The sequence below is a fragment of the Nitrospiraceae bacterium genome, from assembly GCA_020632595.1.
Classification (GTDB): Bacteria; Nitrospirota; Nitrospiria; order Nitrospirales; family UBA8639; genus Nitrospira_E.
The window spans coordinates 740,988-765,641 of record JACKFF010000001.1 but is presented as its reverse complement, the minus strand read 5'-3'; the positions used below and the strand labels follow the sequence as shown (position 1 = coordinate 765,641).

General features: G+C 49.0%; 24 protein-coding genes. 7 read left to right on the top strand and 17 right to left on the bottom strand.

The features are described 5' to 3' along the window. Nucleotides 1-575 precede the first annotated feature (575 nt). The 12 genes from H6750_03450 to H6750_03395 form a co-directional block, all read right to left on the bottom strand. Nucleotides 576-1,748: a TRAM domain-containing protein gene (locus H6750_03450; protein ID MCB9773367.1), complete on the bottom strand. Its 1,173-nt coding sequence runs from the start codon at nt 1,746-1,748 to the stop codon at nt 576-578. 52 nt (nt 1,749-1,800) lie between these two features. Next, nucleotides 1,801-2,331: a hypothetical protein gene (locus tag H6750_03445; GenBank protein MCB9773366.1), complete on the bottom strand. Its 531-nt coding sequence runs from the start codon at nt 2,329-2,331 to the stop codon at nt 1,801-1,803. Nucleotides 2,332-3,859: 1,528 nt separating this feature from the next. Then, nucleotides 3,860-4,033, bottom strand: coding sequence for a hypothetical protein (locus H6750_03440; protein ID MCB9773365.1), 174 nt, complete (start codon nt 4,031-4,033; stop codon nt 3,860-3,862). 47 nt (nt 4,034-4,080) lie between these two features. Further along, nucleotides 4,081-4,287 (bottom strand): hypothetical protein, encoded by a 207-nt coding sequence (locus tag H6750_03435; GenBank protein ID MCB9773364.1) that lies wholly within the window; start codon nt 4,285-4,287, stop codon nt 4,081-4,083. A gap of 43 nt (nt 4,288-4,330) precedes the next feature. Beyond that, nucleotides 4,331-4,867 (bottom strand): hypothetical protein, encoded by a 537-nt coding sequence (locus H6750_03430; GenBank protein ID MCB9773363.1) that lies wholly within the window; start codon nt 4,865-4,867, stop codon nt 4,331-4,333. 931 nt (nt 4,868-5,798) lie between these two features. Next, nucleotides 5,799-6,005: a hypothetical protein gene (locus H6750_03425; GenBank protein MCB9773362.1), complete on the bottom strand. Its 207-nt coding sequence runs from the start codon at nt 6,003-6,005 to the stop codon at nt 5,799-5,801. 451 nt (nt 6,006-6,456) lie between these two features. After that, nucleotides 6,457-8,244 carry a hypothetical protein gene (locus tag H6750_03420; GenBank protein ID MCB9773361.1) on the bottom strand — a complete coding sequence of 596 codons (1,788 nt, stop codon included), beginning with the start codon at nt 8,242-8,244 and terminating at the stop codon, nt 6,457-6,459. 988 nt (nt 8,245-9,232) lie between these two features. Beyond that, nucleotides 9,233-9,745, bottom strand: a complete 513-nt coding sequence (locus tag H6750_03415; GenBank protein ID MCB9773360.1) for a hypothetical protein — start codon at nt 9,743-9,745, stop codon at nt 9,233-9,235. A gap of 19 nt (nt 9,746-9,764) precedes the next feature. Next, nucleotides 9,765-10,043 carry an FMN-binding protein gene (locus H6750_03410; GenBank protein MCB9773359.1) on the bottom strand — a complete coding sequence of 93 codons (279 nt, stop codon included), beginning with the start codon at nt 10,041-10,043 and terminating at the stop codon, nt 9,765-9,767. Next, complete coding sequence (locus tag H6750_03405; GenBank protein ID MCB9773358.1) at nt 9,934-10,452, bottom strand: FMN-binding protein; 519 nt, start codon at nt 10,450-10,452, stop codon at nt 9,934-9,936. The genes H6750_03410 and H6750_03405 overlap by 110 nt, the downstream gene beginning before the upstream one ends. After that, the gene (locus H6750_03400; protein ID MCB9773357.1) at nt 10,434-10,880 is read right to left on the bottom strand and encodes a DUF3576 domain-containing protein; all 447 of its coding nucleotides are present in this window, start codon (nt 10,878-10,880) and stop codon (nt 10,434-10,436) included. The genes H6750_03405 and H6750_03400 overlap by 19 nt, the downstream gene beginning before the upstream one ends. Nucleotides 10,881-11,134: 254 nt before the next feature. Beyond that, complete coding sequence (locus H6750_03395; GenBank protein ID MCB9773356.1) at nt 11,135-12,526, bottom strand: hypothetical protein; 1,392 nt, start codon at nt 12,524-12,526, stop codon at nt 11,135-11,137. A 485-nt stretch (nt 12,527-13,011) separates the two neighbouring features. On the opposite strand from H6750_03395, the gene H6750_03390 reads away from it, so the two are divergent. Together H6750_03390 and H6750_03385 are read left to right on the top strand one after the other, a co-directional pair. After that, nucleotides 13,012-13,617, top strand: a complete 606-nt coding sequence (locus tag H6750_03390) for a hypothetical protein (GenBank protein MCB9773355.1) — start codon at nt 13,012-13,014, stop codon at nt 13,615-13,617. A 65-nt stretch (nt 13,618-13,682) separates the two neighbouring features. Next, entirely contained in the window at nt 13,683-14,687 is a 1,005-nt protein-coding gene (locus tag H6750_03385; GenBank protein MCB9773354.1) for an FAD:protein FMN transferase, read from the top strand. Between the two features lie 69 nt (nt 14,688-14,756). Here the strand turns inward: H6750_03385 and H6750_03380 are convergent, their stop codons facing one another. Both H6750_03380 and H6750_03375 read right to left on the bottom strand, forming a co-directional pair. Further along, nucleotides 14,757-15,416 carry a Spy/CpxP family protein refolding chaperone gene (locus tag H6750_03380; GenBank protein ID MCB9773353.1) on the bottom strand — a complete coding sequence of 220 codons (660 nt, stop codon included), beginning with the start codon at nt 15,414-15,416 and terminating at the stop codon, nt 14,757-14,759. A gap of 334 nt (nt 15,417-15,750) precedes the next feature. Next, nucleotides 15,751-16,185, bottom strand: a complete 435-nt coding sequence (locus tag H6750_03375; protein ID MCB9773352.1) for a transcriptional repressor — start codon at nt 16,183-16,185, stop codon at nt 15,751-15,753. A gap of 111 nt (nt 16,186-16,296) precedes the next feature. Here H6750_03375 and H6750_03370 point away from each other — a divergent pair, with 111 nt between their 5' ends. Beyond that, nucleotides 16,297-16,857 carry a hypothetical protein gene (locus H6750_03370; GenBank protein ID MCB9773351.1) on the top strand — a complete coding sequence of 187 codons (561 nt, stop codon included), beginning with the start codon at nt 16,297-16,299 and terminating at the stop codon, nt 16,855-16,857. 124 nt (nt 16,858-16,981) lie between these two features. Here the strand turns inward: H6750_03370 and H6750_03365 are convergent, their stop codons facing one another. Then, nucleotides 16,982-17,275, bottom strand: coding sequence for a helix-hairpin-helix domain-containing protein (locus H6750_03365; GenBank protein MCB9773350.1), 294 nt, complete (start codon nt 17,273-17,275; stop codon nt 16,982-16,984). Between the two features lie 198 nt (nt 17,276-17,473). Next, complete coding sequence (locus tag H6750_03360; protein MCB9773349.1) at nt 17,474-19,036, bottom strand: carboxypeptidase M32; 1,563 nt, start codon at nt 19,034-19,036, stop codon at nt 17,474-17,476. 283 nt (nt 19,037-19,319) lie between these two features. On the opposite strand from H6750_03360, the gene H6750_03355 reads away from it, so the two are divergent. The 3 genes from H6750_03355 (at nt 19,320) to H6750_03345 (ending at nt 21,228) form a co-directional block, all read left to right on the top strand. Beyond that, a complete protein-coding gene (locus H6750_03355; GenBank protein ID MCB9773348.1) occupies nt 19,320-20,006 on the top strand; it encodes a class I SAM-dependent methyltransferase in 687 nt (228 codons plus the stop codon). Nucleotides 20,007-20,190: 184 nt separating this feature from the next. Then, nucleotides 20,191-20,718, top strand: coding sequence for a hypothetical protein (locus H6750_03350; protein ID MCB9773347.1), 528 nt, complete (start codon nt 20,191-20,193; stop codon nt 20,716-20,718). Between the two features lie 237 nt (nt 20,719-20,955). Beyond that, complete coding sequence (locus H6750_03345) at nt 20,956-21,228, top strand: hypothetical protein (GenBank protein ID MCB9773346.1); 273 nt, start codon at nt 20,956-20,958, stop codon at nt 21,226-21,228. A gap of 278 nt (nt 21,229-21,506) precedes the next feature. On the opposite strand, the gene H6750_03340 is transcribed toward H6750_03345, so the two are convergent. Further along, the gene (locus tag H6750_03340) at nt 21,507-22,274 is read right to left on the bottom strand and encodes a transglycosylase SLT domain-containing protein (protein MCB9773345.1); all 768 of its coding nucleotides are present in this window, start codon (nt 22,272-22,274) and stop codon (nt 21,507-21,509) included. Nucleotides 22,275-23,058: 784 nt separating this feature from the next. On the opposite strand from H6750_03340, the gene H6750_03335 reads away from it, so the two are divergent. Continuing rightward, nucleotides 23,059-24,549 carry an SIR2 family protein gene (locus H6750_03335; protein ID MCB9773344.1) on the top strand — a complete coding sequence of 497 codons (1,491 nt, stop codon included), beginning with the start codon at nt 23,059-23,061 and terminating at the stop codon, nt 24,547-24,549. The last annotated feature ends 105 nt before the right edge of the window (nt 24,550-24,654 follow it).

Here is a 24,654-nt window from a genome sequence, read left to right as displayed (position 1 = left end):
GCTTTGATCCCGATCGGTTGGTTTTCCACGAGTGCTTTCGTGGCGCCATGGGCAAAAGACGAGGCCGGTCGTCTCCAGGTATTGGGTAATTCTGTATGGGTGCCACGTGTTCGCCATGGCTCACAGGATGTAATGAACTCAGCATCTTTGAAGACTAACCTAGTCTTTCAATAGAGCATTAGGGAATTTCATGGATGAGGTGGGTGTGCCGATGGCCTCTGGTTTTGACTGATTCCCTTATGGCGGTTAGGGCCTGAGAAGTAATTGCAGATCCGCAATTCGTACAGCACCAAAAGGCTCCGGTTGGTGCAAGTGTACTTTTCTGGCATTGAGGACAACGTTGAAATGACATGGTTGATTCCTTTCTTAAGGTGATTCGTGTCGAAGGTCAGCATCAAAGAAAGCAGGGGACCCAGGAGTGCGAATGGGCCCCCCACTAGCTTGAAGAGGGGAAGAGCCCTCTCCGGGATAGACTGACAGTTCGGTTAGTGGAAACCTCCAGATCAATAAATATTGATGTCGCATCATAAAAACGTGTTTGGGTGGTAGTGGCATCTGTCCTTCCTTATCCATCATCATCTATGATCTTCCACGAGGCTGCGAGAGTATCCCGAAACCACCTCTGAATCCCTGAGAAGTGGTTGGAGATTGACAAACAATGGAGAGGTTTTGGACTGGGGAGTTGAAAAAATCATCCGTCCCGTGTTGGTTTGCATGAACCGGGTCACTACCACCTCAACCGCTTGACCGACTAAAGGGGCACCGTGGTCGACGACGACCATCGTGCCATCATCGAGATGGGCAATTCCCTGCTCTTGCCCCTGACCCTCTTTGTGAATGAAGACTCGAATGGTTTCGCCAGGCAAAACTAAAGGGCGTAATTGGTAGGTAAGTTCGTTGACGTTGAGGGAGAGCACACCTTGAACTGATGCGACTTTTGCCAAATTCCAATCGTTGGTCACGATCTTGGCTTCACGGTTTTTGGCTATGGCGATGAGTTGATGGTCCACCGCTGATATGTCGGGGTCCCAATCCTCGATGATCACCACCTCCATATTCGGCAGTTGCTGAAGTTGGGATAAGATATCCAAGCCACGCTTCCCCTTAATTCGTTTAGATGGGTGAGCGGAGTCGGCTAAGGTTTGGAGTTCATGCAGAATACTTTTGGGAACCAGGAAAGGACCTTCCAAAAAACCTGTGGTGCAGAGAGGGAGTATTCGGCCATCGATTATGGCGCTAGAATCCAGCAATTTTTGAAGGGTGTTCGATGGGGGTAGCGAGGCGCGAGGAGGGGAATCTTTTGCTTGTTCCGCTTGTGGGGCCGGCAGCAGTATGTTGGAGATGTGAATACCGACCATCAGCCCGAGGTAGGGAAAGAGAAGAAAGATAGGCAGCCTGATCCACGGGGTAAGAGAAGACAGTTGGAGCAGCCCTGTCCCCATTCCCATGATCACAACAAAACCGATCGCCGTCAGGGCAACGATGAGGCCAAGACTCCCACCAATCAAGGTAGAGCGGTGGCATGCCGTCAGATGTCGTTCTAACCACAGAGCCAGGAAGCCGACCAACAAGCCTGCGAAGCCCCCGACAACCATGTCTGGAAGGGCATCGGTCCACTGAGAGGTTGTTTGGCCAAAACCAGCATACATTCCCACCATTAGGCACAAGAAGAGGTACAGCCATTGGTGAATGGAAAGAAATGGGGTTTTTGAAACTGGGGATAACGCAGAGGCTGGCGTAAGCATCATAAAGTTTCTCCTTCAAGGGTTGCTACAGAATTCCATTGATGGGGGAGGAGTTTCAGCCTGTTGGAGCCTCAAATGATGAGCAGTGTGGCAAAAGTTGGTCGAAGGGAAGCCTGGACTCAAGACTGGCTTGAGCAGAGTTCCGACAGAAATCACTTTCTGCAACCTCCGCCACTGTGGTGATACCTCGGAGGTTGAGGTCATGGAACAGGCGAAATTGTAGGCAGCAGCGATGGTCAAAAAATAATGTTTCGCATCGATGGGGCGGTAAGGAGGCTGAGAGGTGTAGGGAACGTCCCAAACGATTGAGAGGATCAGTCAGAAATGGAAGGCCAAAGTGTTGAGGATGGCGACACCAGGAATTCTCAAGAAAGGCACTGTCAGGTACTAAGACCGCGAGTACGATTCCTCCTGCATGAAACCGGTTGACCTCTTGGTCAAGCAACCATGCAGCGGTTTCAGTAAAGGCAGGTAAGCAACAGAGCACAAACTGTGTTCCTCCAAACGCCGTTAGGGGAAGATACTGCCATTTGCCATTTACCAAGCATGGGGTTTTCCACATTGGTGCGCGTGTTCCGATCTTCATGCTGTTTCCTCCTTCGTAATCAGTAAAAACCTTCTGGGTCCCAACAAATCAGGCATTGCAATGTTGTGTCCGGACGCTTATGTGTGAGCATTTGGTTGGAATGCCTAATATATTTTCGTCAATTTTATGATTTTGAAACCTATTATCAATTTCATTAAAGATACCCAAAAAGAGAATGGGTTGTCAATTTTGGTCCTATTCATTTGAAAAAAATAAATTTCAGGGAGAAAACACGAGAGGGGAAAATTGAAGAATCAGGAGTAAGGCATGGTGGACTAGAGATTTCGCCTTCTTATTTATGGAGTGAATGAATAACTGGATGAATATAGACAATCGGGCTATTAGATGTGGCGCTGCTTTGAAGGAGATCTATAAATAAGACCCCCTCTGCAGACAGGTTTGTTAAAAACAAGTTGTAGTAGTTGTTGTTCTCCATTCAACAAGTCACCATATACCCTCCCGTATTTTTTATCTCCATTTTCGCAAATATAATTGTCGGGTTACGGTATCTTTTGTGCGAGACCTTGGTTGCTTTCTGCTTGGGGCATATTCCATCTTTTGACAGGTCATTTTTCCCTCGTCCAAATAAGGAAGAAGGAAAAGGTAAGTGGCCCTTCTTCAACGTTAGGCCTCCGATTTCATGATTAAGGAGTCAAAAGCTGGTTTTCTTGAAGGCTGCATTCCTGAACTGAGATATGGAGTGGTGGACTTCTGGGCAGAGGTTTCATTATCAGCGGGTTGTAAAATAACCAATCATCATTGCGCTCCCATATTAATCCCCTCGTAGTGCGATGACCGGATGCCTGGAATGGCTGGTTCAGTCCTGTGCGCTCTATCTTGAGGATTGAGAGGGACTAAAGTTAAAAAAATGAGACCCTTTCGGATACCGAGCAAATGGTTTCATGAAAAACCTTACCTAGGACCCTGGGGTAGGCCGGGAAAAGGCCCCCGGGGTTTATTCACTGGCTGGTGAGGACCTGATTGCATGAAAAGCCTCCTCTTTATTGTGGATCTTTTGATTAAAAAAATGGCTTGTGATGTTGTCTGGACTGCCAATGGAAAAAAGCCAAGAGCAGGCTTTCGAGCTGTCGACTTGAGATGTTGCGATACTTGCATGTTAGTGGGACGCACCTTTTGATCCATCCATTGGACTGTTTGTGTAAGAGGACTATCAACCACGGCAGGATTCGGCTGGGCAAATGAGACGTCTTGATCCTCGTCATACCCCTATGGTGAAAACCCATTGCTCATCCATGCTGGGCTGGCGTTCAATTTCCCCGATTCCTTGTACTGCCCCTTACGACCACGTAATAAGGTGCAGGAAAAAAATTATCAGGAATACCCTTTTTCGTATGGTCATGGGCAAGGGCCATAAAATCCTTGGGAAGGAGATCGCAAAGCATGGCATGAATTGGACATTCCGTTTGTATCTTAACCATGATTTGGCTTTGGCAACCAAAACCGGTCAAATGAATTCAAAAAGCCTGCAGCCAACTTTTTCCCATTCTTTAATCCATTCCAAATGATCCTATTGGCTTAAGAGCAGCATGATTCCGGGCAATGCCCAAAGGCCAATGATGCTGAGAAAAACGAATCCCAAGGATACCGACAAACTAATGAACACGGGCTTTTCCCCTTCGATGATAAATGAATCTCGTTTCATGAGATGTTCCTTGAATTCCTTCACCAGATTAAGGGTCATCAAGCACGTTTTCCTTGAACGCATTTGATGGATGACAAATGTTTTCCTCAATGACAAGTCGTGGATTTGGCGTCGGTGAGGCCTTGTCCTTTTGGAAGCCCAGCGGTATTTGATACGTAAGCCGCCATTCTGGTCAATTGCATTGCATAGGCGAGGAACTCTTCTTTTTCGAAATGAAGGGTGGTCGACCCATAGGTGAGATGGATACGACTACAGTCACAGACGTTCAGCTTGAGTTGTTGACTTGGTGGCATAGGTGTCTCCTGAGCGGTATGAGGTTGATTTGTGAATAAAATATCAACAGAGGGTTGCTTTCAGACTCTGTCCAGCAAATATGTAATTGGCTGTGGCAGGACTGTCGATATGTTCTTGAGGTGGCTGAGGCGAAAAGTCCTGACATTGCTTTAACATGCCCAATAGGAGGGTCATGCCATGCCAGTTGAAGGAATGGATCCGTTTGTTTCTGATCACTCCCATTGGGTCGAAGATGATGGTCTGGCATTGGTTAAAGCGAGGTTGACTCCATAAGCCCAGAGCTCGACCTAAACGGTGTGTAGAGTCAGTCAATAAAGGGATGGAAAGGATTTTGGTTGTGGGAAAATGCGATCCGTGAAGCAAGTGAGCGGGGTGTTGCATACCCAATAAGAGGGCGCCTTGTTTTTGGACGGTTCTGCGAAACTGATTGAGAAACACTGCATCGCAAAATTCAAGTTTGGGAAGGCAACACAATATGCCCCATTGTCCCTCCAGGCTCGCTAGATCCAATTCGATCATATTTCCTCTTAGCAGTGCGGGAATTCTCATGTGTGGCAGAGTGGAATGTCCTATGTTCATGGGGATAGCCTCCATTGTTTGCGTCCTCCGACTAAAAAGAATGGTTGAGCGTCCCGGAGGAGGAAAAGAGACCCAACCTTTGTGCGAGCATGCGGGGTAACTCGCTCGCCCTGGAATTTTGTTCGTATGTATAGTTGTTTCCGTTCATTGGCGTTTTGTCCGGGCTGGATTTAGGTATATCCTCAAACCATTTCCGTAAACATGAGGAGGAAAAGCCTACCGAATTTTTAAAAAATTTAGCTAAAGGTAAATTGATTACTAAACCCAAGGGCGGTTGCAATTGCCATGAGGTTGATCTGTCCTTCTTGTAAAATTCTTTACCGCGTTTTATTTGAAGTGTTTTAAGGTAGAAACGGAAGGATTCACCTATAACAGTCTGAACGACTTGCAAGGGGTACTTCACCCCAGACCTCAGAAAGAGGGAAGGATCATTGAGGGTAGCTTTTGTATTAAGCCTGCCACAGTGGCATCGCCAATCTTCAGGTTGTTGAGGATTCGATAATTTGGAATTCTTTTCTTCCATTGTTCTACACCAGTTTGATACAAATTATCTTTCATGTAATGATAATGAAAATCATTTATAATTTCAATATTAGCCGGAAATAAATATTTTGGCTATATTCAACAAACGGGAACAGTCATGTTTGTAGTCGAAAAACTAAATGGAGGGATTCTTTTTCAGTCAGAAAAATTTCCCCTCTTGAACATTCCCAATCCTCCTGATGGCGAGGAATCGAAGTCTCAAATCACAAAAATAGTAAGGCATTTGACGCTGATATACCGGCCATACGGGTAGCCCATTTGGTGCTGAGGGATTTGAGCAGGTGATTTGTCCGGATAGTTGGTCGAGGGGAGCTGTAAGGCTTATGGCATGGGTAGATAGCGGGAATCGGTATGGCCCATTGATGCCGGGTTCAGGCATGAAAAATTTTTAGGGCGACAGGACGGAAGGCCTAAATTTCAGAATGACCCCGCCTCCAGTCGGAATCACCTTGGCGATGAGATCAATCTCCAGAGATCGCACGATGGTCACCCAACTGTACCGCAACATCTCGACTACCATCTCCTCATTAAGTCCACGTGAGACAAAGGGATCGGCAACCGGGAGGAATAACCCATGAGCGTGAGCAGATTCCACCGTCCCTGCTCAAGGCGCGGGTTTGTTCAATCGCTGCAACATGAGCGGATCCATGGCCGGATATCATCGAGAACCTGCTTTGGTTCCCTCTTCCAAAACCTACGGGTCGAATGGGCCATGCCAGTTTAGATGTACAGACTGCCGAGGAAAGCGCCTCACAACAGCCAGCCGGCAACAGGCTAGGAATCCTGTGAGGGCGATACTCCAGTTGGGGTTTTTTGCGTGCCAGGACGAACCAATTTTCAAAGAACGTTCCTGCCGATGTAGGTCTTTAGGCGATTGTTTAATTCTCCACTGTTCGAGTAGTGGGCGTGATAGAAGCTTCCTCCAATATGAAGTAGTAAAAAAATGCCCACGGTGAATGACTCACCGTGGGCTTAAGGAGATTCAGTTTCTTCCAGGTGGTAGAGTTCCGTGTGGAAGGTGTTGTTTGAGGCGATATGTTCGTCGTTTACTCGTAGTCTTCGTTTAAGGATCGCAGAAAGGCCGTTAAGGCCGGAATGTCGTCTTGAATTAAGGCAATGTTTTTCAGTTCGGAAGCACCATTGCGAAGCAAGCCCTTTCGCGCTAAATCCGAATTTGTAATATACCCCTGAATCACATCGTTAAGCGTATCGGCGATACCGGCATGACTATAGGGAGCCGAATGGCTCAAATCCCGGAGCCCGGGAGTTTTGAAAGCACCAATAGTTCTCGGGAGGAGTCGATCTGGCCGACAGGCTTGGAAGCCACGAAATACCCCAAAATGTTCATTGAGGGCGTCCTCGCAGAGGATTGACCAAATGGGCAGTTGAGATTCGGGAAAATCAGGATTCCAGAAAATGTTCCAAATGCCCAGATCGGTCCATTGGGGGTTGTCTGGCGAGGGAATGGCGCGGAATGGTTCATGAGCATGAGGATGCTTTGCTGTGGCAGGCAGGTAGGCATCGATATTTCTATTTCGATGCTGCAATCCGGGTATTTCCAGCAGGGAAAACGATTCGGGGCCGTGAATGCGTTCATACTCCGTTTGGGCAATTCCCGTGTTGTGAAAACGAAAGTCGGTGAAATTTGGTGGCGTATGACAGGCAATGCAATTCCCAATTCCTCCCTGAGCTTGATCACTGGGCCGAATGTGATGGCCTTTATGACGATGCTGGTGTCGACCCTGTTGGGTGAAAAAGATTTTCAAGCCTTGTAATTCCTCAGGTCCAAAGGTGAAGGGTTGGTCATGGAACTGAAACTTGCCATCAGCCGTATGGGGGTTTTTCTCAACAAACTGAATGGTCGGGGTATCGTGAGAAGGGGGTGAAGGCCATCGGGAATAATTTTGCGAATCGTATGATTCGAGAAATTTAATCTGTTGAAGCAATCGACGAGCATATGTATTGGGAGACTCCCACTTATCGGGTCGACGGGGCAAACTGTTCATTTCAAGAAAGACATCATAAGGAGAAAGATTGAAGCTTCCCTCGTCATCCTGAGAGAAAAGGAGTTGGTCCGTATACGCGGCGATAAGTTGTGAAACGGCCTGGACAAGTTGTCGGTCGGTGGCTTGAGAAACCTCTACCCGAAAATCCTCAGGGATCAGGAATTCCTGAGGAATAGATGGATCGGTTCCGGTGAACAGGACACGATAGGACAGCCCGCCAAACTCCTGCGCCAGATCGCCGGTTCCCGAGTCTTCTCGAATAATTCTGGCGATATGTGAAATGGCGGCTTCCTGTTCGTCGGAAAGCCATCCATAGTTCCGTCCGGTGAGTGTACCTGTGACCAAATCCACCATTGTCGGGAATTCGGCATCGGCATGTAGAAAAAACATTTGTCGAGGAAGAGCGGAATTGACGAGCGGTGGCGCGTTTCGGACTGAAGTATGTTTTCCATCTTCACGGGCTGGAATAGGGCTCCGTCGTGCAAAATCCGAATAGGTATTCATTCCGTAGTTCTGAACATCGAGGAGTTCATCGACAAAATGGCAACTCCGGCAATTCATCGATTGACCGGCAAACGGGCCATTGGCATATTGATCGGGTGGGAGTTGCCAATTCGTCACTTTGTTGAGAGCGGGATCGCCTTGGGGCAAGGGATCATTCACATCTCCCCCTTCATCCAGAAAGATTTTAAACAATTGAGCAAATCGGGTTTCCAGAAACAAACGCTCACCGTTGGTGACTTCCGGAGGATCAACTTCTTCGGCTTGCTGAGCGAACACCAGAGGTGTATTGACGAAAAAGGATAGAGTTAAGGTGAGTACTGCCATACAAAAGACCTGAGCGAAAGAGAAAAGAATAGATTTTTTGACGTTCACGGGGGCACCTCGCTTTAAAATGAATGAATGGTCGGAGAAATCCTCTTTGATCCCTTATGAATTAATGATGAACGTAATCTCACAACTCAGGTGTTGAGGCGGAGCGAGGCGAGGGGGACAGGAGGAGGCCCACCCCCTCGCCTACATGAGGATGAATGTAAGGGTATTCATCCTCGGGATATATGAAGAATCAGGGCATGACATTCCTTGTTCACAAAAAAAGCCCATGAGCATACACTGGCAGCTCATGGGCTCTGGACTCTAAAAGTCTCGGGCCTTAGGAATTTGGTTAAACGTACTTAGTCGTCAGACTCTGGCATTATTAATGCCCCTATTTGACACCGCATTTCATTTATGGGGTAAGGCGAACATCAAAAAAGTCTGCTGTTTATTCGAAGATCATCAGGCAACATGTTAAGGCACATTCGGGAAACATCCGGGAATGGAGTCAATACAAAGGTGAGAATTTATGGCTTTTCAGCCAAAAACCAGCCCTTGCTATTCATGCATTGTGCCAAGACATCATCAGTTATTCCTTTGCTGAATGGATTCAATGAAGTCTCGGAATGTACGTCATTGATCAGGATTTCACGACACGAGCGAAGATCCTGTTCGAATTCACCCTCGCCTGCGTCTGGTTTTGCCCAATACAAATCTGGGGCGCAGGAAGAAAGAAATACCGAAAAGAGGCTGATGCCTATCCACGTCCCGAAGCCATGGTAACAAGGAACCCTTGACCAGGCCGATGTAGGATGTGGGAGAAAAATCTGTTCCTCTCTCATGAAAGTATGGCTGTCTAATTCGATTGAGTGAGAAAACTCTTGTCGCCTTCCATCCTACAGATCCAGTAGCCGTTTTGAGCGAACTGGGAGTTGAAGTGACCTGTGCCTAGCATGGGTTGGGGTAAAGAATGTTCCTCCAATCGGGGAAAGGGCATAAGTCAGTCATCCGACTCCGGCATCATAAAGGCGGATTTTTTCCACCACATTTCATGCATGGGTATGACGAACATGATGAGAAATCCCACAACCATCAGGATGTCTCCGGTCAACATGGTAATAGTAAAGATTGGGGATACATAGGCAATCAGCCAAGGTGAAACGAGATCCAGGGTGACCCCAAAAAAGGCCATCCATGTCGTAACCACTTTTAGTGTGGGGCTGACCATTGTGAGATAAAGCACATGGACCAAAATCATGAATGTGACCGGCATGGTAAACAGATGAAAATGTGTGGTCTCGGCCAGTTGACCAAACGGCATTGGTTCACCAAAAGTTGCATCCGATCCTCGATAATGCTCGGCAAGGCCTTTAAGGCTTAGCTCCGTCATGCTATGAGCCCAAAAAAAGGTGAAAATGAATCCTGCGAGCATCAGCAGGAGAAACCAGGTATAGACTAAGCGAATGTGGCGGTCGGTATCACGGAGCCGAAAGCGGGCATTAAAGTTTCGCATCCCATTATTGCAGGAGGCTCTAGAATCCCAGCAGGGACTCCAAAAATTTTTGTCGTTCGACTGGCCGTATTGATGGAAGGGGTTGGCTCTGGGTTTGCAGGTAAAGTTCATGGGCCAGGACCAGGGCGCGTTTAACGCCGGCACTCATGGAACGCACGGACATGGTGGCGCCGGAAATATTGATGATGTCACGGTTGATCCGGATGGGGTCTTCGGCGTTTTTTCCCTTGGTATTGGTAATTGAAGCGTTTTTTCCCCACTTCGCTTCCCCGTGATTCTCGGTAGACCAATACTTCAACGTTGGTGACTTCTCCATCGGGGTCAACGCCTACCATGTAGGTCATTGCCTTATGCTTGCCGATTGTATGTTGGATAAAGGCCCATCCATCGATTTTTCCACGGGTTTCTGCAATGAAGCATTCAAAGGTCGATTCCGGAAATTGCCATCCAATTCGTTCCTCAATGAGTCGTTTCTGGTCTGGGGTGAGATTGATGACCACAAAGCGGATGGAATCGGATTCAGGAAATGTAAATTTTGCAGCTTCTTCTGGAGTCAGATAGACATCCTCTTGACCCATTTCCTGGGGCGTGAGGTATCGGTTCAATTCCTGATCCCAAATTTGCTCGTCTTGGGCCTGGCCTCCCGAAGTCAGACCAAGAAAGAGGAGTGTGTTGAGAAGGAGGATAATCAGGATTCGACGAAACATCCTTCAGCCTCAAGTTTTTCGGTTAAGTTGTTTAAAATGTGATTCACAGCTTGTTGTGATGGTTCGACGGGATACCAATCATAAAGTCTGGCCCCGCCGCGGAATCCCCAATGTTGTCGCCGTTCCGCAATTTGGAGGCGCACGGCATTGGAATCGAGTGGCTTCATGGTCAGGGTCAATTGCGATCGTTCTTTGTCCCCCATGCCTTCCCGTTGGAAAAGGCCATACTTGGCGCCTTCCACATATTCCACCTTCCACCCCGTTTCGATTACTCCGTTGGACTTGTCTTTCTTATTCACGGGATAGGACCTGAGGGTTTCCAGGGAAGAATTCCATACGGAATCAATTGGACAGGCCATGTATCGATCGACAACTAAGTCTTGACCGGAAAGGAAGGAGCAGCCAAGAGTATAAGCGGTGAATGCCAAAATGAAGATTCCTCGAAGGAGGGAAGCAGGAGATAAAGTCATAAAATAAAAAACGAGAATGATTTTCGATTTATTTGAATTTGATTCTCATTATGAAAAATGAGAACGAATTGTATCATCCGATGTTCAAGGGGTCAACCGGTATGTTCTTTAAAATATGCTGATGTAGTCCTATATTTCGATACTGTTTGAAGCTAATAACAGAGAGAAACGGCAAGGCCGTTTCTCTCTGTTTTCCTGTTCAAAGGGAATTCTTAGAAATATGTGGCCCAGGATGCGACAAAAGCCGTATCATGAATCCGCTCATTTCCATTTCGACCGACTGGCGTATATTGGAAATCGGTTTTGAACACCGTATCTTCTGTGGGACGGAAGTTCAGGCCAAATGTCCAACGTTGCCATTCCCCCAGTTTCCCGGCTTCCCCACTTAAATCCTGCCCAAGGTTCATTTGTTCCCACCGGACAACAGCAGTGAATGTAGAGACTTCCTGCTTAAAGAAGGTGGGGGCCATTCTGGTTAGCCATTCTGGAAGGAAATGGTAATTCCCCTGTAAGTAATACCCTTGCATTCTGCGTGGATTGCCGTTTCGGGTTCCGTCTTGATTAATATTATTGTCCTTGATGTAAGCCCAGGCACTTTCTCCGATAAGTTCAAATGCGCCTCGTTGGAAGGTCCAATCCAGCGCCCAAATGGCCAATTTATCATCCTTATTCGTGCCATAATTTCCGTAAAATCCCGAACCACCGACTTCCACTCCCAAAATGGGGCTGAACGCGACACGTCCCATGATGGATTTGCCGTTATTATTGTCAAACTCGGTGTTGCTTGAGCGGGCAGAGCGGATTCCGTTTGTTTGGTTGATATTGGACGTATTATTAGGATTTCCGTCTCCTCCAAAAGCATTGGTGAATCCATTTGTGACGTAGAATTCGTAATCCAGCTTTGAGAGAGACGTGGGATAGAATGTGCCGTAGGCTCCAACACCAGGTTGGTGAAGCGTTGTTGGAATAATCCGTTGGTTAATGAGTGGGCGTTCGGTGAGATCGCGGAGTGGGGCGTCATGCAGGAGATTGAATTTTCCAAGAGGAACCAGGATGATGCCCGCCCGCAAGTTAAGGGGTTCTTGAATGAGATAATCGATGGTGGCAAATTCAACCGTAATGTCGTTGGTTCCATGCTCGAATTCAATTTCCGCCGCGAATTTCACGCGCTCGCTGATGTCCCCATAGATGAAGGGCACCAACCGGTGTTGATCAAAGTAGCTGTTTCCTTGATTGGCCCGGTTAAAGTATTCGATGTCCATGTAACCGCCGACGATGGCCTTGGGAGAAGAGACGAAGGGGCGGGCATAGATCAGACCTCCTGACCCTTGCATGGAGGAATCGGCTTTTTGCCGCTTCCCTTGAAACGTGCCAAGGTCCTGAAGGTTTTTACCAGAATCTGGTGGGTCCTGGGCGGTTCCTGGTTGGGTCATCGGTGGCCTGGCTGTCTCTGGGGTCCCTTGCCCTTTCAGATAGTCTTGGACCGCTTGGCGAACCGCTTCCTGCTGAGCCGGCGTCAGTCCCTCTTCACCGGAGGCGGAGAAGGCCGGAAAAGTTGGAAACACACAGAGGGCCATAAGGACCCCGATGGTGAACTTCTTCATGAATGAAAACCTCCTAATATAGGATTGGGACGCGGAGGTCCTCAGTAAAGGGGTAGGGGACTCAGGGTCCTCAATGATAGGAACTCATGATAAACCGGGAATCGGAACGCTACGCATATTCAGGAGCGTATTCAATCGAAGGGGCAACCCCTGCATTAGTCGCTCAATAGGGTAAAGGGAATGAATACAAGACGCTTGCAGCGTTTGCATTTCAATTCCACCCCATCTTTTTTTAAGATGGCCATCAGTTGCCCGCAATGGCAGCGTGCCTCTGAGGTGGTGCTGCATGGAGAAGCTATTTCGGTTCCTTGAGTCATCTTGATGTTGAATGTAATTATTGTTAATTTTGAAATTGATAACCGTTATTAACAAGGCCCTTAAATACCGCATGAGTTTGGGGTCTGTCAAGAAGGTCCCATTTTTTTCGGATATTTTTATGTGTGGGAGTTTGCGGAAGTTAAAGACAGTATTATGACGGGATGGCCATGCTGAACGTTCTTGCTTGCCGACTAGTGTTTTTAGGGATTCTTGTTGGAATGAGTATGGGATGCGCGCATCAGCTCCCGTCTTATCCCTCCCAAGAAGACCTCACAGAGCCCCTGGTGTTCGGACACATTCACGTGTGGCAGGAAGAGCCGTCAGGAAGAATTTACCTCCCGGAATTAGCTTCACTTGAATTCAGCTCCAAGGATGGTCAAAGGCGGTATCGTGTGGAAATTGAGGCAGCTTCCTCCTATTTTTTTCTGTCCTTGAAGCCAGGGCAGTATCAAGTGACCCGGGTATTTATTGTGGAAGGCGGGTTTCGATCCAGTGCGGAAGTTCCGCTAACCTTTGAGGTTCCAGACCAGGGTGTAGTGTATCTTGGCGGTTGGCGATTCCAGGTTGATCCTCCGAATTATACAAGAGAGTTAGAAGTAACCATTGTCTCGGAATCAGTAAAAGCCATCGTGGAAATGACGGTTCGTTATCCATCTCTTTCTTCCAATGTGGTCCTGTCCTCCCTGGCGGAACCTCCGTTATTACGGGCACGATTGTTTGAAGTCACACCCTACCCCAGATTCCGATACTTCAATCGCCATAATTCCACATAAATTCTTTCAAGCGGCCCTCCGGCTGTTCGGAAGCCAACGTTATTGTCAAAGATAGGAGATTTATCATGGGGCGAATGCAGAATATACTTGGACTCTGCTTTTTGATTCTCTTCCTGGCGGGCTGCCAGGGCACGCCGCATTTGGTAAAACGCAGTCAGATGCTGATGGGAACCGTGGTGTTTGTCACGGCCGTTGGGGCAGATGAGAGGATTGCGCAGAGGGCGGTCAAAGCGGGGCTTGATGAAATCAGGCGATTAGAGGAGTTGCTGAGCACCTGGATTTCATCCAGTGAATTATCACAGGTGAATGCTGCGGCGGGACGGGAATCCATACAGGTGAGTCAGGAAACCTTTGAAGTCCTCACGCAGTCGCTGGAGGTGGCAAAACTTACGCAGGGAGGGTTCAATATCGCCCTTGGCCCAGCGGTGAATGCATGGAATGTCAGCGGGGAAGGGCAGGTTCCACGTCAGGAAGATCTGGAAGCGCTTCGCCCGCAAATAGAGTTATCAAACCTGCAATTGGATGAAATAACGCGAAGTGTGTGGTTGCGGCGTCCTGGGATGTCTATTGATGTAGGGGGAATCGGGAAAGGGTATGCCGCCGACCTCGCTGCCAAGGTAATGCGCACGACAGGAGCGACCGCAGGCGTGGTTGCGTTATCGGGGGATATTAAAACGTTCGGACGTATGCCGGATACCCAACGTTTTGTTTTTGGTATCCAGCATCCCCGAAAGGAGCAGGGCGAAGTCTTAGGGCGGATTGAGTTGGAAGATGAAGCGGTCTCTACTGCGGGAGATTATCAACGGTATTTTATAAAAGACGGGGTTCGCTTTCACCACATCCTCGATCCCAAGACCCTTCATCCGGCTCGAGGATGTCAAAGTGTCACGGTCATAGCCAAAGATGGTGTGATGGCCGATGGGTTGGACACCGGAATTTTTGTCATGGGTCCTGACAAAGGCATGGCTCTCATCGAGTCTTTGCCGGATGTTGAAGGGGTGATTGTCGATCAAGAAGGAACCGTGTTTGTCTCATCGGGTCTGAAGGGTCGCTTAAGCCTCGGGCCGTAACAAAACCTTCAACCTCAATTAAAAAAAAAGGAGGCATGAAGCCTCCTTTTTTGGGGTATAGTAAGCTGCTTAGCTTTTTTTGTCCTTGGAATGGGGGGAATACCCGCCCGGATGGCCTTTCGTCATTCCGCCCTCTTGATGGGCATTGATCCGATCATGGACCGCTTTCATGCGAGAGCGTTGCTCGTCCGTTAATACGGCCTTGGCGTCCCGCCCGGCTTTTACGGATGCCAGGTAAAGGCCTGCACGAATCTCATAAAGACTTTTCAGCTTCGATTCAACAGCGCCCAGGTCACCTTGGTCATTTCGCAACAACTCGTGCAAATCCAAGCTGGTGAGTTGCATGTCAGCTTTCATTTTAATTTTATTCTTTTCAAAATCGGTTTTAATCGTTTGAAGTTTGGTGACCTGATCCTCGGTAAGGGCCATGCCTTCTTTGAATTTCAAAATGTGTTCGATGAACTCAGAGGCACTTTGATGAGGTCCATGTCCGGATTTGTAGGAGCTTCCTCCTGTGCCATAGCCACCCGACATGCCCGTGCCGTGATGAACCTGGCCATGGCCATAGGTCCCTGCACCGTGGGGGGACGTGCTGTACCCGGATGGGTGGTGGGCATCTCCTGCATATCCCGTGGCCAGACCCATGGCAGGGAATCCCAGAATTAAGGACAAGACACCGGACCAAAGTGGAATCATGCGTGTGTGGGTCGTTTTGCCTGTAATGGTCATGTGAACAGCCTCCTTTCGCGAAGAGAAAAACGCTATGGTGAAAGAAAAAATGAGGGGACAAGTCATAATGATCTGTGAGTTCCCTGAACTATTTCTTATTATACACTGGAATGCGGAAAATGTAGCACGTGAGCCTCTATCTTATTACAAAAATTCAAGAGGTTACACAACCCCGTTGAACATGAGGCCCTGTTCGGGGTTGCAAGGAAGGCGGATGAGTGCGTGGATGATGTCGTTTGTGGTTCGATAAGGAGTCGAACCACAGTCAATGTAAGAAGTATTCGTTATCAAAAGGAAAAAGCTGTGGACGAAGGGAAAGAGGCAACCAGTCTCATCAGGCCTTTTGGCAGGTATTGCAGAGACCGTACAGTTCCAGTTTATGGGTTTGAATGGTAAAGCCGTTTTTTCTCGCCACCTCTTCTTGTAAATTTTCGATTTGGCAATTTTGAAATTCGACTATTTTTCCGCAGGAAGTGCAAATGAGGTGATCATGATGACCCTTATGCGACACATTATCGAATTGCGTTTGCGAGCCGAAATGGCGTTCCTGTGCCAGGTCGGTTTCACAGAATAATTTGAGCGTGCGATAGATGGTGGCCAGCCCAATATGCGGGTCTTTTTTGGCAAGGATATGATATAACTGCTCGGCAGTGACATGCTCCATTTTAAGGAAGGTCGTCAGAATTAACTCGCGTTGACGAGTCAGTTTGAGGCTGTTTTTTTGGAGATGATGCTTGAGTGTTTCGAGTTCTTTGACCGGTTTAGACATGGTGGAATCTTTCGTAAGATGAAGAAGGAATATATTAAACCCCAATCATCCTGGGTAATCAAGAATTATTTTGTCTGTTTTGGTCTTGGTGGAGAAATTTAGGGAGAACCTATGAGAAAACCCTCAGAAGTGACCGGTGACCGCGCTTTACTAATTTATACGTTGCATTTGACCGAATCCATGGGCCTGATGAGTGACGTGAAACTTCAACAATTATTATTTCTTTGTGAATTGCAAATGTTGGGGAAAGGATTGAAAGGGTTGCATTTTGAATTTGTACGGTTTCCCTATGGGGCCTTTAGCAAAGATGTGGATAATGATTTGCTCTTCTTGCGTAAAAAGGAACGGATAGAGAATTTTGATGTGACGGAACCGGCTCAGGGGGTTGTGGGCTTGGTTGAGAAGATCATGAAGGAACCCGAAGCCAATCAACAGGTCATGGAAATTATTCACACGGTGGTTGAGAAATACGGGCCTATGGATACCAGCGCCATCATGAGTGCCGTGGAGGCGGTGGAATTAGGTCCCGCTGATAATCCGGAGCAAAAACTTGCCATCCGGGATATTTCCTTCCACACCATTATGCTGGTGCCCTCCCGGATTGAAGCGGCTGAAGCCATCACGCTTGCACCCGCACAGGTAAAATCCTTAAATACGGCGATGGGGTATTAGGGCCCCAACGACATCCGGATGACGGCGTATTCTTGCTCTGCAATTATTGAAGGTAAGGAGACCATGAGAGGCCCGAGGCCGAACATGGGTTCGACCTCGGGCTTGTGAATTGCAAATGCTGTGGTTACTTGGTAGGCGAGGCTTCTTCAGGCGAAGCGGTTGAGCCAACGGTAAAGGTTTCCCGTAGCGCCTCCAGTCTGACTTTCCCCACGCCTTTGACTTTCCCCAGATCATCAAACGATTTAAAGGCGCCATGATCCTTTTTGTAGGCGAGGATGTTGTGGGCGATATCCCGTCCCACGCCTTTGACGGCTTCGAGTTGTTCAAGACTGGCAGTGTTAATGTCAATCTTGTTCACGGTCGCTTCCGCCCAGGACACGGGGAACAACAGGCCAACCGACAGAACCAGAGCAAACATGAAGACCGAAACTGGTTGTAAATGAAGCCTCACGGCACACACTCCTTTCAAAATGGTTGAAACGTGTCGTTGCCGTTCTTTCCCTTCACGGGAAGAAGGCCACGAATGAATGAGTGAGGCTAGGGAGCAGAAGGATTGAAGAGCAATCTGTCGAAGGTGGTATCTTGGGAATGTCAAAAGCCCAATAAATGTGAAAATTTACTGAGGTGAAGGCGGTGTACCGGTTGTCGGAAATTGATACAAGGTGCCGAATTTCTGTTTGAGGTCTTGAATAAATGGTTCAGGAGTCAGGGCCTGCCCGGTCACGCGTGTGATTAAATCGGCTGGCGTGTACTGTCGTCCCCAACGATGCACCTTATCATTCAGCCAGCCTTTCAACGGAAGCAAGTTACCTTGACTGATGGCCTGGTCCAGGTCTGGAAGATCCTGGTGTGCCTGCCGAAATAGCATGGCCGCATACAGATTCCCGAGCGTGTACGTGGGAAAATAGCCAAAGGCCCCAAAGGACCAGTGTACGTCCTGCAGCACACCTTCTGCATCGGAGGGTGGAACGATCCCCAGATAGTCCTGAATTTTGGCGTTCCAGATTTCCGGCAGATCATCCACGTGCACGCGGCCTTCAATGATATCCAGCTCAATTTCAAATCGCACCATGATATGCAGGTTGTACGTCAGTTCATCGGCTTCGACCCGAATAAACGACGGGGCCACCCGGTTGATCGCCAGGTAGAAATCTTCCCCACTGACCTGCCCCAACTGCGTCGGAAACACCTCCTGAAGTTTCGGGTAAAAATATTGCCAAAATGCGCGGGACCGTCCCACGCAATTTTCCCATAAACGGGATTGGCTTTCATGAATACCCAAAGAAATGGCTTCACCTAATGGAGTGCCATATTGTTTAGCGGGTAATCCTTGTTCGTACAGGCCATGCCCTCCTTCGTGAATACAGCTAAAGAGACAGGAGGGGAGATCCCTTTCGAAGACGCGGGTAGTCACCCGCACATCCGTTGGATGAAACGCCGTCGTAAACGGATGCTCCGACAAATCCAGGCGTCCACGTTGAAAATCGTAGCCCATGTGCTTGAGCACAAGCCGGCCAAAGTCCATTTGTGGGGTGTGTCCATACGATTGCGTCAGGAGTTGGGTGTCGGGTTGGACAGGGGACTGTCGAATGTGGTCCAGCAGACGAATCAGCTCCGTCCGCAAGGTGGCAAAGAGTGGACGTAATTGGGCCACGGTCGATCCCGGTTCGTAGGTGTCGAGTAACGCATTATAGGGAGAATCCGCGTACCCCAAATAGTCCGCCTCTTGTTGCTTGAGTTTCACAACCCGTTGCAGATTCGGCAGAAACCGTTGGAAGTCATTCGTCTTTCTGGCCTCCGCCCATACTTGTTGAGCCAAAGAACATTCCCGCTCAAGCTGGTTGACGAAGGCCGACGGCAATTTTTTTGCACGGGAAAAGTCCCGCCAGGTTTCGCGAAGGAGGGCTTGTGAGGGTTCGTCCAAAGCAGACGCGTGCTGAGAATGAAGAGTGCCTGTGGAGAGATCCACAAACGTTCCAAGCAGGGATTCCATCTCAGGCGAAACAAATTGGTCATGGGCCAGCGTTTGAAGAGTGGCCAGTTGCTCCGCGCGAACCGCTCCTCCTCCCGGAGGCATATAGGTTTCCTGATCCCAGGAGAGCACGGCTGCGGCATCATGCAGGTGATGGATCTGTCGCAAGGTCTGTTTCAGGGGATCAAGAACAGCGTCAGCGGACATGAGCGGTTTCCTCAAAGGGTGGTCAATAGTTCAGCGGATAACCGGACCACTGTAAGGCAGCTCTTAAGAAATTGGCAAGAAGCATTTGCCGATGAGTGGAGTGAAGCGGCCGGGCGTGGAAGCCTGTGACCATTTGCCCGGACACAGAAAGACGGACCAGGCAAGAGAGAGGAAAATTTTGAGAATGGACGGGATGGCTTGCGGCAGGAGGATAAAGGGAAGGACAATGTGGTCATTGAAGACCAACCGTATGGCGATGAGTTGACTGCAAAGGGGGTACAAGATGAAATCCTTGGTGCTGCCGGACATTGAAGCCTATGCCGAAGCGCACTCCTTTCCGGAATCGGAGGTGTGCCGTCGACTTCGGGAGGAAACGTATCGAAAGATGGACTGCCCCCAGATGGTGGTCGGTCCATTGGAAGGTGCATTTTTAAAGGTCATGGCGTTGAGTGTGGGAGCCAGGCGGGTGTTGGAAATCGGCACGTTTACCGGCTACAGCGCCTTATCCATGGCGGAGTGTCTTCCGGCTGATGGGATGGTGATCACGTGCGATATCGATCCTGAGTCGACGGCTATGGCCAAACGGTATTGGGCTCAGAGCACTCATGGTTCTAAGATTCATCTCCGCCTCGGTCCCGCCATGGAAACGATGGCGACAGTGACTGGAAGGTTTGACCTGATCTTCATCGATGCCGACAAAGCCAACTATGTGAATTATTTTCGTCAGGCATTAGAGTTGATATCGGATCAAGGCGTCATTCTCATTGATAATGTTCTGTGGAATGGAGATGTGCTGACACATCCTGCTCCGGATACCAATACGGCGGCCATTCAAGAACTGAACCGAGTGGTGCATGCCGAGCCGCGGGTCTCAGCGGTTTTGTTGACCATTCGCGATGGGATATTCTTGATTAAGCCACAATCCTTCCCAAAAGGTCACGGTCAAGCGCAACAGCAAGTCCAACAATAAAACATTTCCCAGAAAGGCTTCTCGCACTGACAGGTTTCTCAGCGAATCCGATACAGCGGCAATCACACAGGACAAGGGAAATCAGACAAACATGGGTAAAGCCAATCTTGACCCCGCAAGACACCAGGTTGTGGAGCCTGAAGATCAGCGGCAGCCCCGGCACGTTTTGCTCTTTAGCGGGCATATGATCGATGCCCCGGGAAGACACCCTCCGCGTTTTCCAAGGGATAAAGAAGCCGTGGCGGCACAGAAAATCGCCGCGGTCTTAGACCAACTGGGCGCAGGCCCTGATGATCTTGCACTTACGCAAGGTGCCTGTGGAGGCGACCTTTTGTTCACGGAGGCCTGTCAGCAACGCAAGGTAATCATAAAGTGGATGCAACCGTTCCACGAGCCGGAATTTATTCAAAAGTCTGTCATCTGTAGAGGCGAAGTCTGGCGCGATAGGTATGTGGCCGCCAAAGCCAGGCTCACGACCGCAATCCACTCGGCCCCCGAGCACCTTGGCCCACTTCCCGAAGGTGTCGATCCGTATGAACGGTGCAATCTCTGGCTGCTTCACACTGCATTAGGGTACGGGGTGGAGAAGGTGCACTTCATTTGTTTGTGGGATGGAGGCGGAGGTGATGGAAAAGGCGGTACCGCGCATATGTATGCGGAAGTGAAACGACGAACCGGAAACGTCACATGGATCGACACCCGGACTCTTTAACCGACGTTCCTCATATGATCGTAGTGGAGAACAGTGAGACTGAAAAACGCTGGTTCACCTGCACGAATACTCCTGAGGCGATATGAATGGGAAATGGCGAACACGAAGTCAATCTCCCGGTCTAATACCTCCTAACCTTTGGCAGGAGTAGAATTTTCGGAATGATCACCTAATGCGTGCCGGCAATAAAACGAATCACAGAATCAACGAACGAAGGGATGTGCAGGTAAGATCAGAATGATGAAGACGGTCCACGCTCTAATCTTAGTTCAAGGCATTTACGGTGTGGTCAAAGCGGACATTCCTGATTGTATACACAATTCACCATCCAGGAGTTTCTTGAATGTTCGCGAAGTGCCGGGTTTCGCCCCGGCAGGCGAGGCCCTTTTGTTTCGGCAAAAGGACCCAAAACCATTGACGCCCCGTCTGGCCTTAGGAGAGCGAACGTACGCCAGTCTTAAGAGAGCGGTCCAACTCGCAGGGCTCAAACAAGGCCCGCCCGCTGAGTAAAGCGTCCCTCCCTTGGGCCAGCCGGCAGGCGTCTGTCAGGAACGAAAGCCGTGCCAAGTGTGTGTTACCAACAATAGACCAAGGTCTGAAAAGTTTTCATCCTGACCCCTTCGGCAAAACTCAGGACAAGTTCCACGAAGGATCTCGCAGAGCAGTGGGATTTTCGACCTGGGCACCGATTCTCTTTTGTGGACTGTAAGTTGAGGACCGGCTGTCCATCCAATATCTTCCTCCAATGTCTGAATAGTAGAGTGTAGATCTTTCTCCTATAACGGTTTTTAACGCCCCTGTCGGATTGTTTTGTCTCCTGCCGCCGGCTTGGAAAACTCGAACTTCAACTCATTGATGCGTGCCAGGTAGTCGCTGACGTCGTGGTCGCCGCACCGTTGGTGACGGGTCAGCTTAAGCCCACGTGCGGCATAGGCGCGGCCGGCTCCCGCTCCACAGAGATGAATCACGGCGGCCAGATCCTGCTTCCGCTGGAGCGTCACCTTGCCGATCCGCTTCGGTCCCAACGTCTGGGTGACTTGGCGATCGAGCAGCGCCGCCGTCAACTCGATGGCATGGCTCGGCAGGATCCTGGTGTAGAGACTGTTGAACCAGCACGATTCCCAATCGTGCCACGGGCCGTCTTCGACTACCTCATGATCGTGGATGCACAAGCGCTTCGCCTCGCTGAAGGTCCCGTCGGTAATCTGGTACATGCCAACCGCGCTCGACGCCGGTTTAAACAGCTCTAAAGGATTCCACGTTAGTTGCCACCGCCAGTAGGTCCGCGCCACAGGATTTCCTCCACCCTCGACCTGCGCCAGCGCAGCCAGAAACTCCGGAGTGATGACCGCGGTCGCATGCTCACGAAAAAGCGATTCGTATTCTTTCCAGGTTTGAACCGGGTGCTTGTTGAGTGATTGATCTAAGGGAAAGAAAATTTCGGTGGGTTTATGGAACGTATGAAAAGCCCAATTGACGCCGAGCCACAGCAGAAAAAGGAGGGTCGGAATCAGGACGACCCGAACGATCGGGTGGGAGGCCAGCACCCCCCTCATGACCGCGCGGAGCACACGCCACCCCTGACGAGCGAAACCCCAGAGCAGGGTAAATGTTAGCCCACGCTTGCGCCTCGTGCGTGAGTGAGGTTGTTGGGATGTGGGTCCTTTGCGCCTCAACGCCATAGATTTACTATACCTGATGAAAATGGAGGGGGAGGACTGGTGGGTCCCTCTACTTGCAGACCTAAAATCTTTGAAAGGTGTGCCTTAGGGAGTGGATATGAGAATCCACCAGGCGGCCCTCTTGAAGGGAAAACGATTCTGCAGGAAGTGTTTCTTTTTCAATGAAGTTGTTTGCTAAAGAGTTGGCATTTCTCCTATCGGGTTAGTTGACATTAATCCAAGTGAATTGTAGCCTTTTGCGCCTTTGACTTATGACTGGAAAACGAAGTGAACCCTGGGAAGATCCAGCGCTGGCAAATCGATGCCGCGCACGGCAATTTGGCTCATGCAATGCAACGAGATGAAGTGCTGGGCGTCAGGACTTCGTAAGAAGTAACAAGTAGAGCAATATGGATTATAATCCCATTTCATGCTGAAGCTGTAAACAATAGATAGAAGGTTAGCTGGATCGCTTATGCCATATATAGACCTGGAAACAGCAGTCGATCATATCAAACAGGCATGTGACGATAATTTTGAGAGTCGATCGCCGTTCTTTTTCGTAGTTGGCGCAGGAATTTCCAATCCTCCTATTCCGCTTACGCCTCGAATTATTCAAGATTGTCAGGAGAAAGCCAGGCAGTACGGACGAAAACATGAACCGACAACCAATTCCTCGTTGGAAAAATATTCGTATTGGTTTCAGCAAGCCTTTGCTCAGCCCAAACAACGGCAGTCATATCTACGAAAATTAATAGAGAGAAAACCCATTTCTCCGGCAAATTTTAGACTTGCCCATTTACTTCTTTCAAAAACTATTTCAAGCCTCGTGGTAACAACCAATTTTGATGATTTTATTTCCCGAGCTTTAACCCTATTTGGTGTGCCTCATATCGTCTGCGATCACCCACTTACCGTGGAGCGAATCGATCCTGAACTTAATGATATTCAGATTGTCCATGTTCATGGATCATATTGGTTTTACGATTGTTGTAACCTGAGTAGTGAAATTGAGCGCCGTTCTGAAGTCTCGACGCAAACGAGCGCCAGGATGGCTTCGCTTCTGGACAGGATTCTTTCTCGGCGCTCTCCCTTAATTATTGGTTATGGAGGTTGGGAAGGAGATGTGCTCATGACGGCTCTAAAACGTCGATTAAAGAGCCCGCTTCCTTACAACTTATATTGGTTTTGCCATACAAAAAATGATGCAGAACTGATGCCGGAGTGGTTGAAGTCTAATATGCAAGTATTTCTCGTAACGCCGCCGAAAGAAGAGAGTCAAATGAATGAGGCTTTCTTAAAAAAAGACAGAGTTGGTGGTATTAGGGAGGGGTTGGGAAACCAGCTTTTGCTTGAAGAATTACTGGTTAGTGCCGGAGACGAAATGCGTATCCCTGTCCTCTCAGCTCAACAAGTTTTCGATAAATTCAATACGATATTTTCCCTTGAAACACCTGAATTGACCCGCGATCCCTTGGGCTTCTTTGCGAAATTGTTGAAAAATTCTTTGTTGTTTGAGGATGGCCCTGCTCCGGCGGACGAGACAGATATTTACTTTCTCCGCAGCGTCATCGAGCGGGTTGAAGCAGCTAAACAAAAAGAAACAACTGGAGAACTACGAGAGTCACCATTAGAGGAAATACGAATTGCGATGCGAAAGTCCAGATATCGCGACGCTATTTTACAAGGGCTGAAAATTGATTACGCCAATCTGGAAGGTTCCGAAATTCGGGAATTGATGGATGCGATCTGGACGGCTTGTGAAGAGCTGGAGGATGAGGTTCCTGAGAAGTTATTGGGTTATGATTTGTTAGTTAAATTGGAAAATTCTCATACAGAGAAGAGTGGAAGGAACATGGTTAAAACCAAAAATTATGCTACTAAATCTCTGGTACGCAAAGGCGTCACACTTGAAAAGCTTAACCGTCAAGAGGAGGCTATTGCCGTCTTTGGTCAGGTGATTTCCGGGTGGAACGATGCGGCCGAACCGGGCGTGCGGGAGCAAGTGGCATGGGCGCTGTATAACAAAGGGGTGGCCCTGGGTGTGCTCAACCGGCATGCGGAGGCCCTCGGGGCCTATGAAGAAGTAGTAGCTCGTTATGGGGACGCGGCCGAACGGCGGTGCGGGAGCAAGTGGCACGGGCGCTGTATGGCAAAGGGGTGGCTCTAGGCAGGCTCAACCGGCATGTGGAGGCCCTCGAGGCCTTCGAAGAAGTAGTAGCTCGTTATGGGGACGTGGCCGACCTACCTTTGCGTGAGTTGCTGGTGAAGGCGA

Coding starts and splice junctions, on each gene's coding strand:
- H6750_03450 (MCB9773367.1), bottom strand. CDS start 1,748: ATGATGCTTACGCCAGCCTCTGCGTTATCCCCAGTTTCAAAAACCCCA.
- H6750_03445 (MCB9773366.1), bottom strand. CDS start 2,331: ATGAAGATCGGAACACGCGCACCAATGTGGAAAACCCCATGCTTGGTA.
- H6750_03440 (MCB9773365.1), bottom strand. CDS start 4,033: ATGACCCTTAATCTGGTGAAGGAATTCAAGGAACATCTCATGAAACGA.
- H6750_03435 (MCB9773364.1), bottom strand. CDS start 4,287: ATGCCACCAAGTCAACAACTCAAGCTGAACGTCTGTGACTGTAGTCGT.
- H6750_03430 (MCB9773363.1), bottom strand. CDS start 4,867: ATGAACATAGGACATTCCACTCTGCCACACATGAGAATTCCCGCACTG.
- H6750_03420 (MCB9773361.1), bottom strand. CDS start 8,244: ATGGCAGTACTCACCTTAACTCTATCCTTTTTCGTCAATACACCTCTG.
- H6750_03415 (MCB9773360.1), bottom strand. CDS start 9,745: ATGCGAAACTTTAATGCCCGCTTTCGGCTCCGTGATACCGACCGCCAC.
- H6750_03405 (MCB9773358.1), bottom strand. CDS start 10,452: ATGTTTCGTCGAATCCTGATTATCCTCCTTCTCAACACACTCCTCTTT.
- H6750_03395 (MCB9773356.1), bottom strand. CDS start 12,526: ATGAAGAAGTTCACCATCGGGGTCCTTATGGCCCTCTGTGTGTTTCCA.
- H6750_03390 (MCB9773355.1), top strand. CDS start 13,012: ATGCTGAACGTTCTTGCTTGCCGACTAGTGTTTTTAGGGATTCTTGTT.
- H6750_03385 (MCB9773354.1), top strand. CDS start 13,683: ATGGGGCGAATGCAGAATATACTTGGACTCTGCTTTTTGATTCTCTTC.
- H6750_03380 (MCB9773353.1), bottom strand. CDS start 15,416: ATGACCATTACAGGCAAAACGACCCACACACGCATGATTCCACTTTGG.
- H6750_03375 (MCB9773352.1), bottom strand. CDS start 16,185: ATGTCTAAACCGGTCAAAGAACTCGAAACACTCAAGCATCATCTCCAA.
- H6750_03370 (MCB9773351.1), top strand. CDS start 16,297: ATGAGAAAACCCTCAGAAGTGACCGGTGACCGCGCTTTACTAATTTAT.
- H6750_03365 (MCB9773350.1), bottom strand. CDS start 17,275: ATGTTTGCTCTGGTTCTGTCGGTTGGCCTGTTGTTCCCCGTGTCCTGG.
- H6750_03360 (MCB9773349.1), bottom strand. CDS start 19,036: ATGTCCGCTGACGCTGTTCTTGATCCCCTGAAACAGACCTTGCGACAG.
- H6750_03355 (MCB9773348.1), top strand. CDS start 19,320: ATGAAATCCTTGGTGCTGCCGGACATTGAAGCCTATGCCGAAGCGCAC.
- H6750_03350 (MCB9773347.1), top strand. CDS start 20,191: ATGATCGATGCCCCGGGAAGACACCCTCCGCGTTTTCCAAGGGATAAA.
- H6750_03345 (MCB9773346.1), top strand. CDS start 20,956: ATGATGAAGACGGTCCACGCTCTAATCTTAGTTCAAGGCATTTACGGT.
- H6750_03340 (MCB9773345.1), bottom strand. CDS start 22,274: ATGAGGGGGGTGCTGGCCTCCCACCCGATCGTTCGGGTCGTCCTGATT.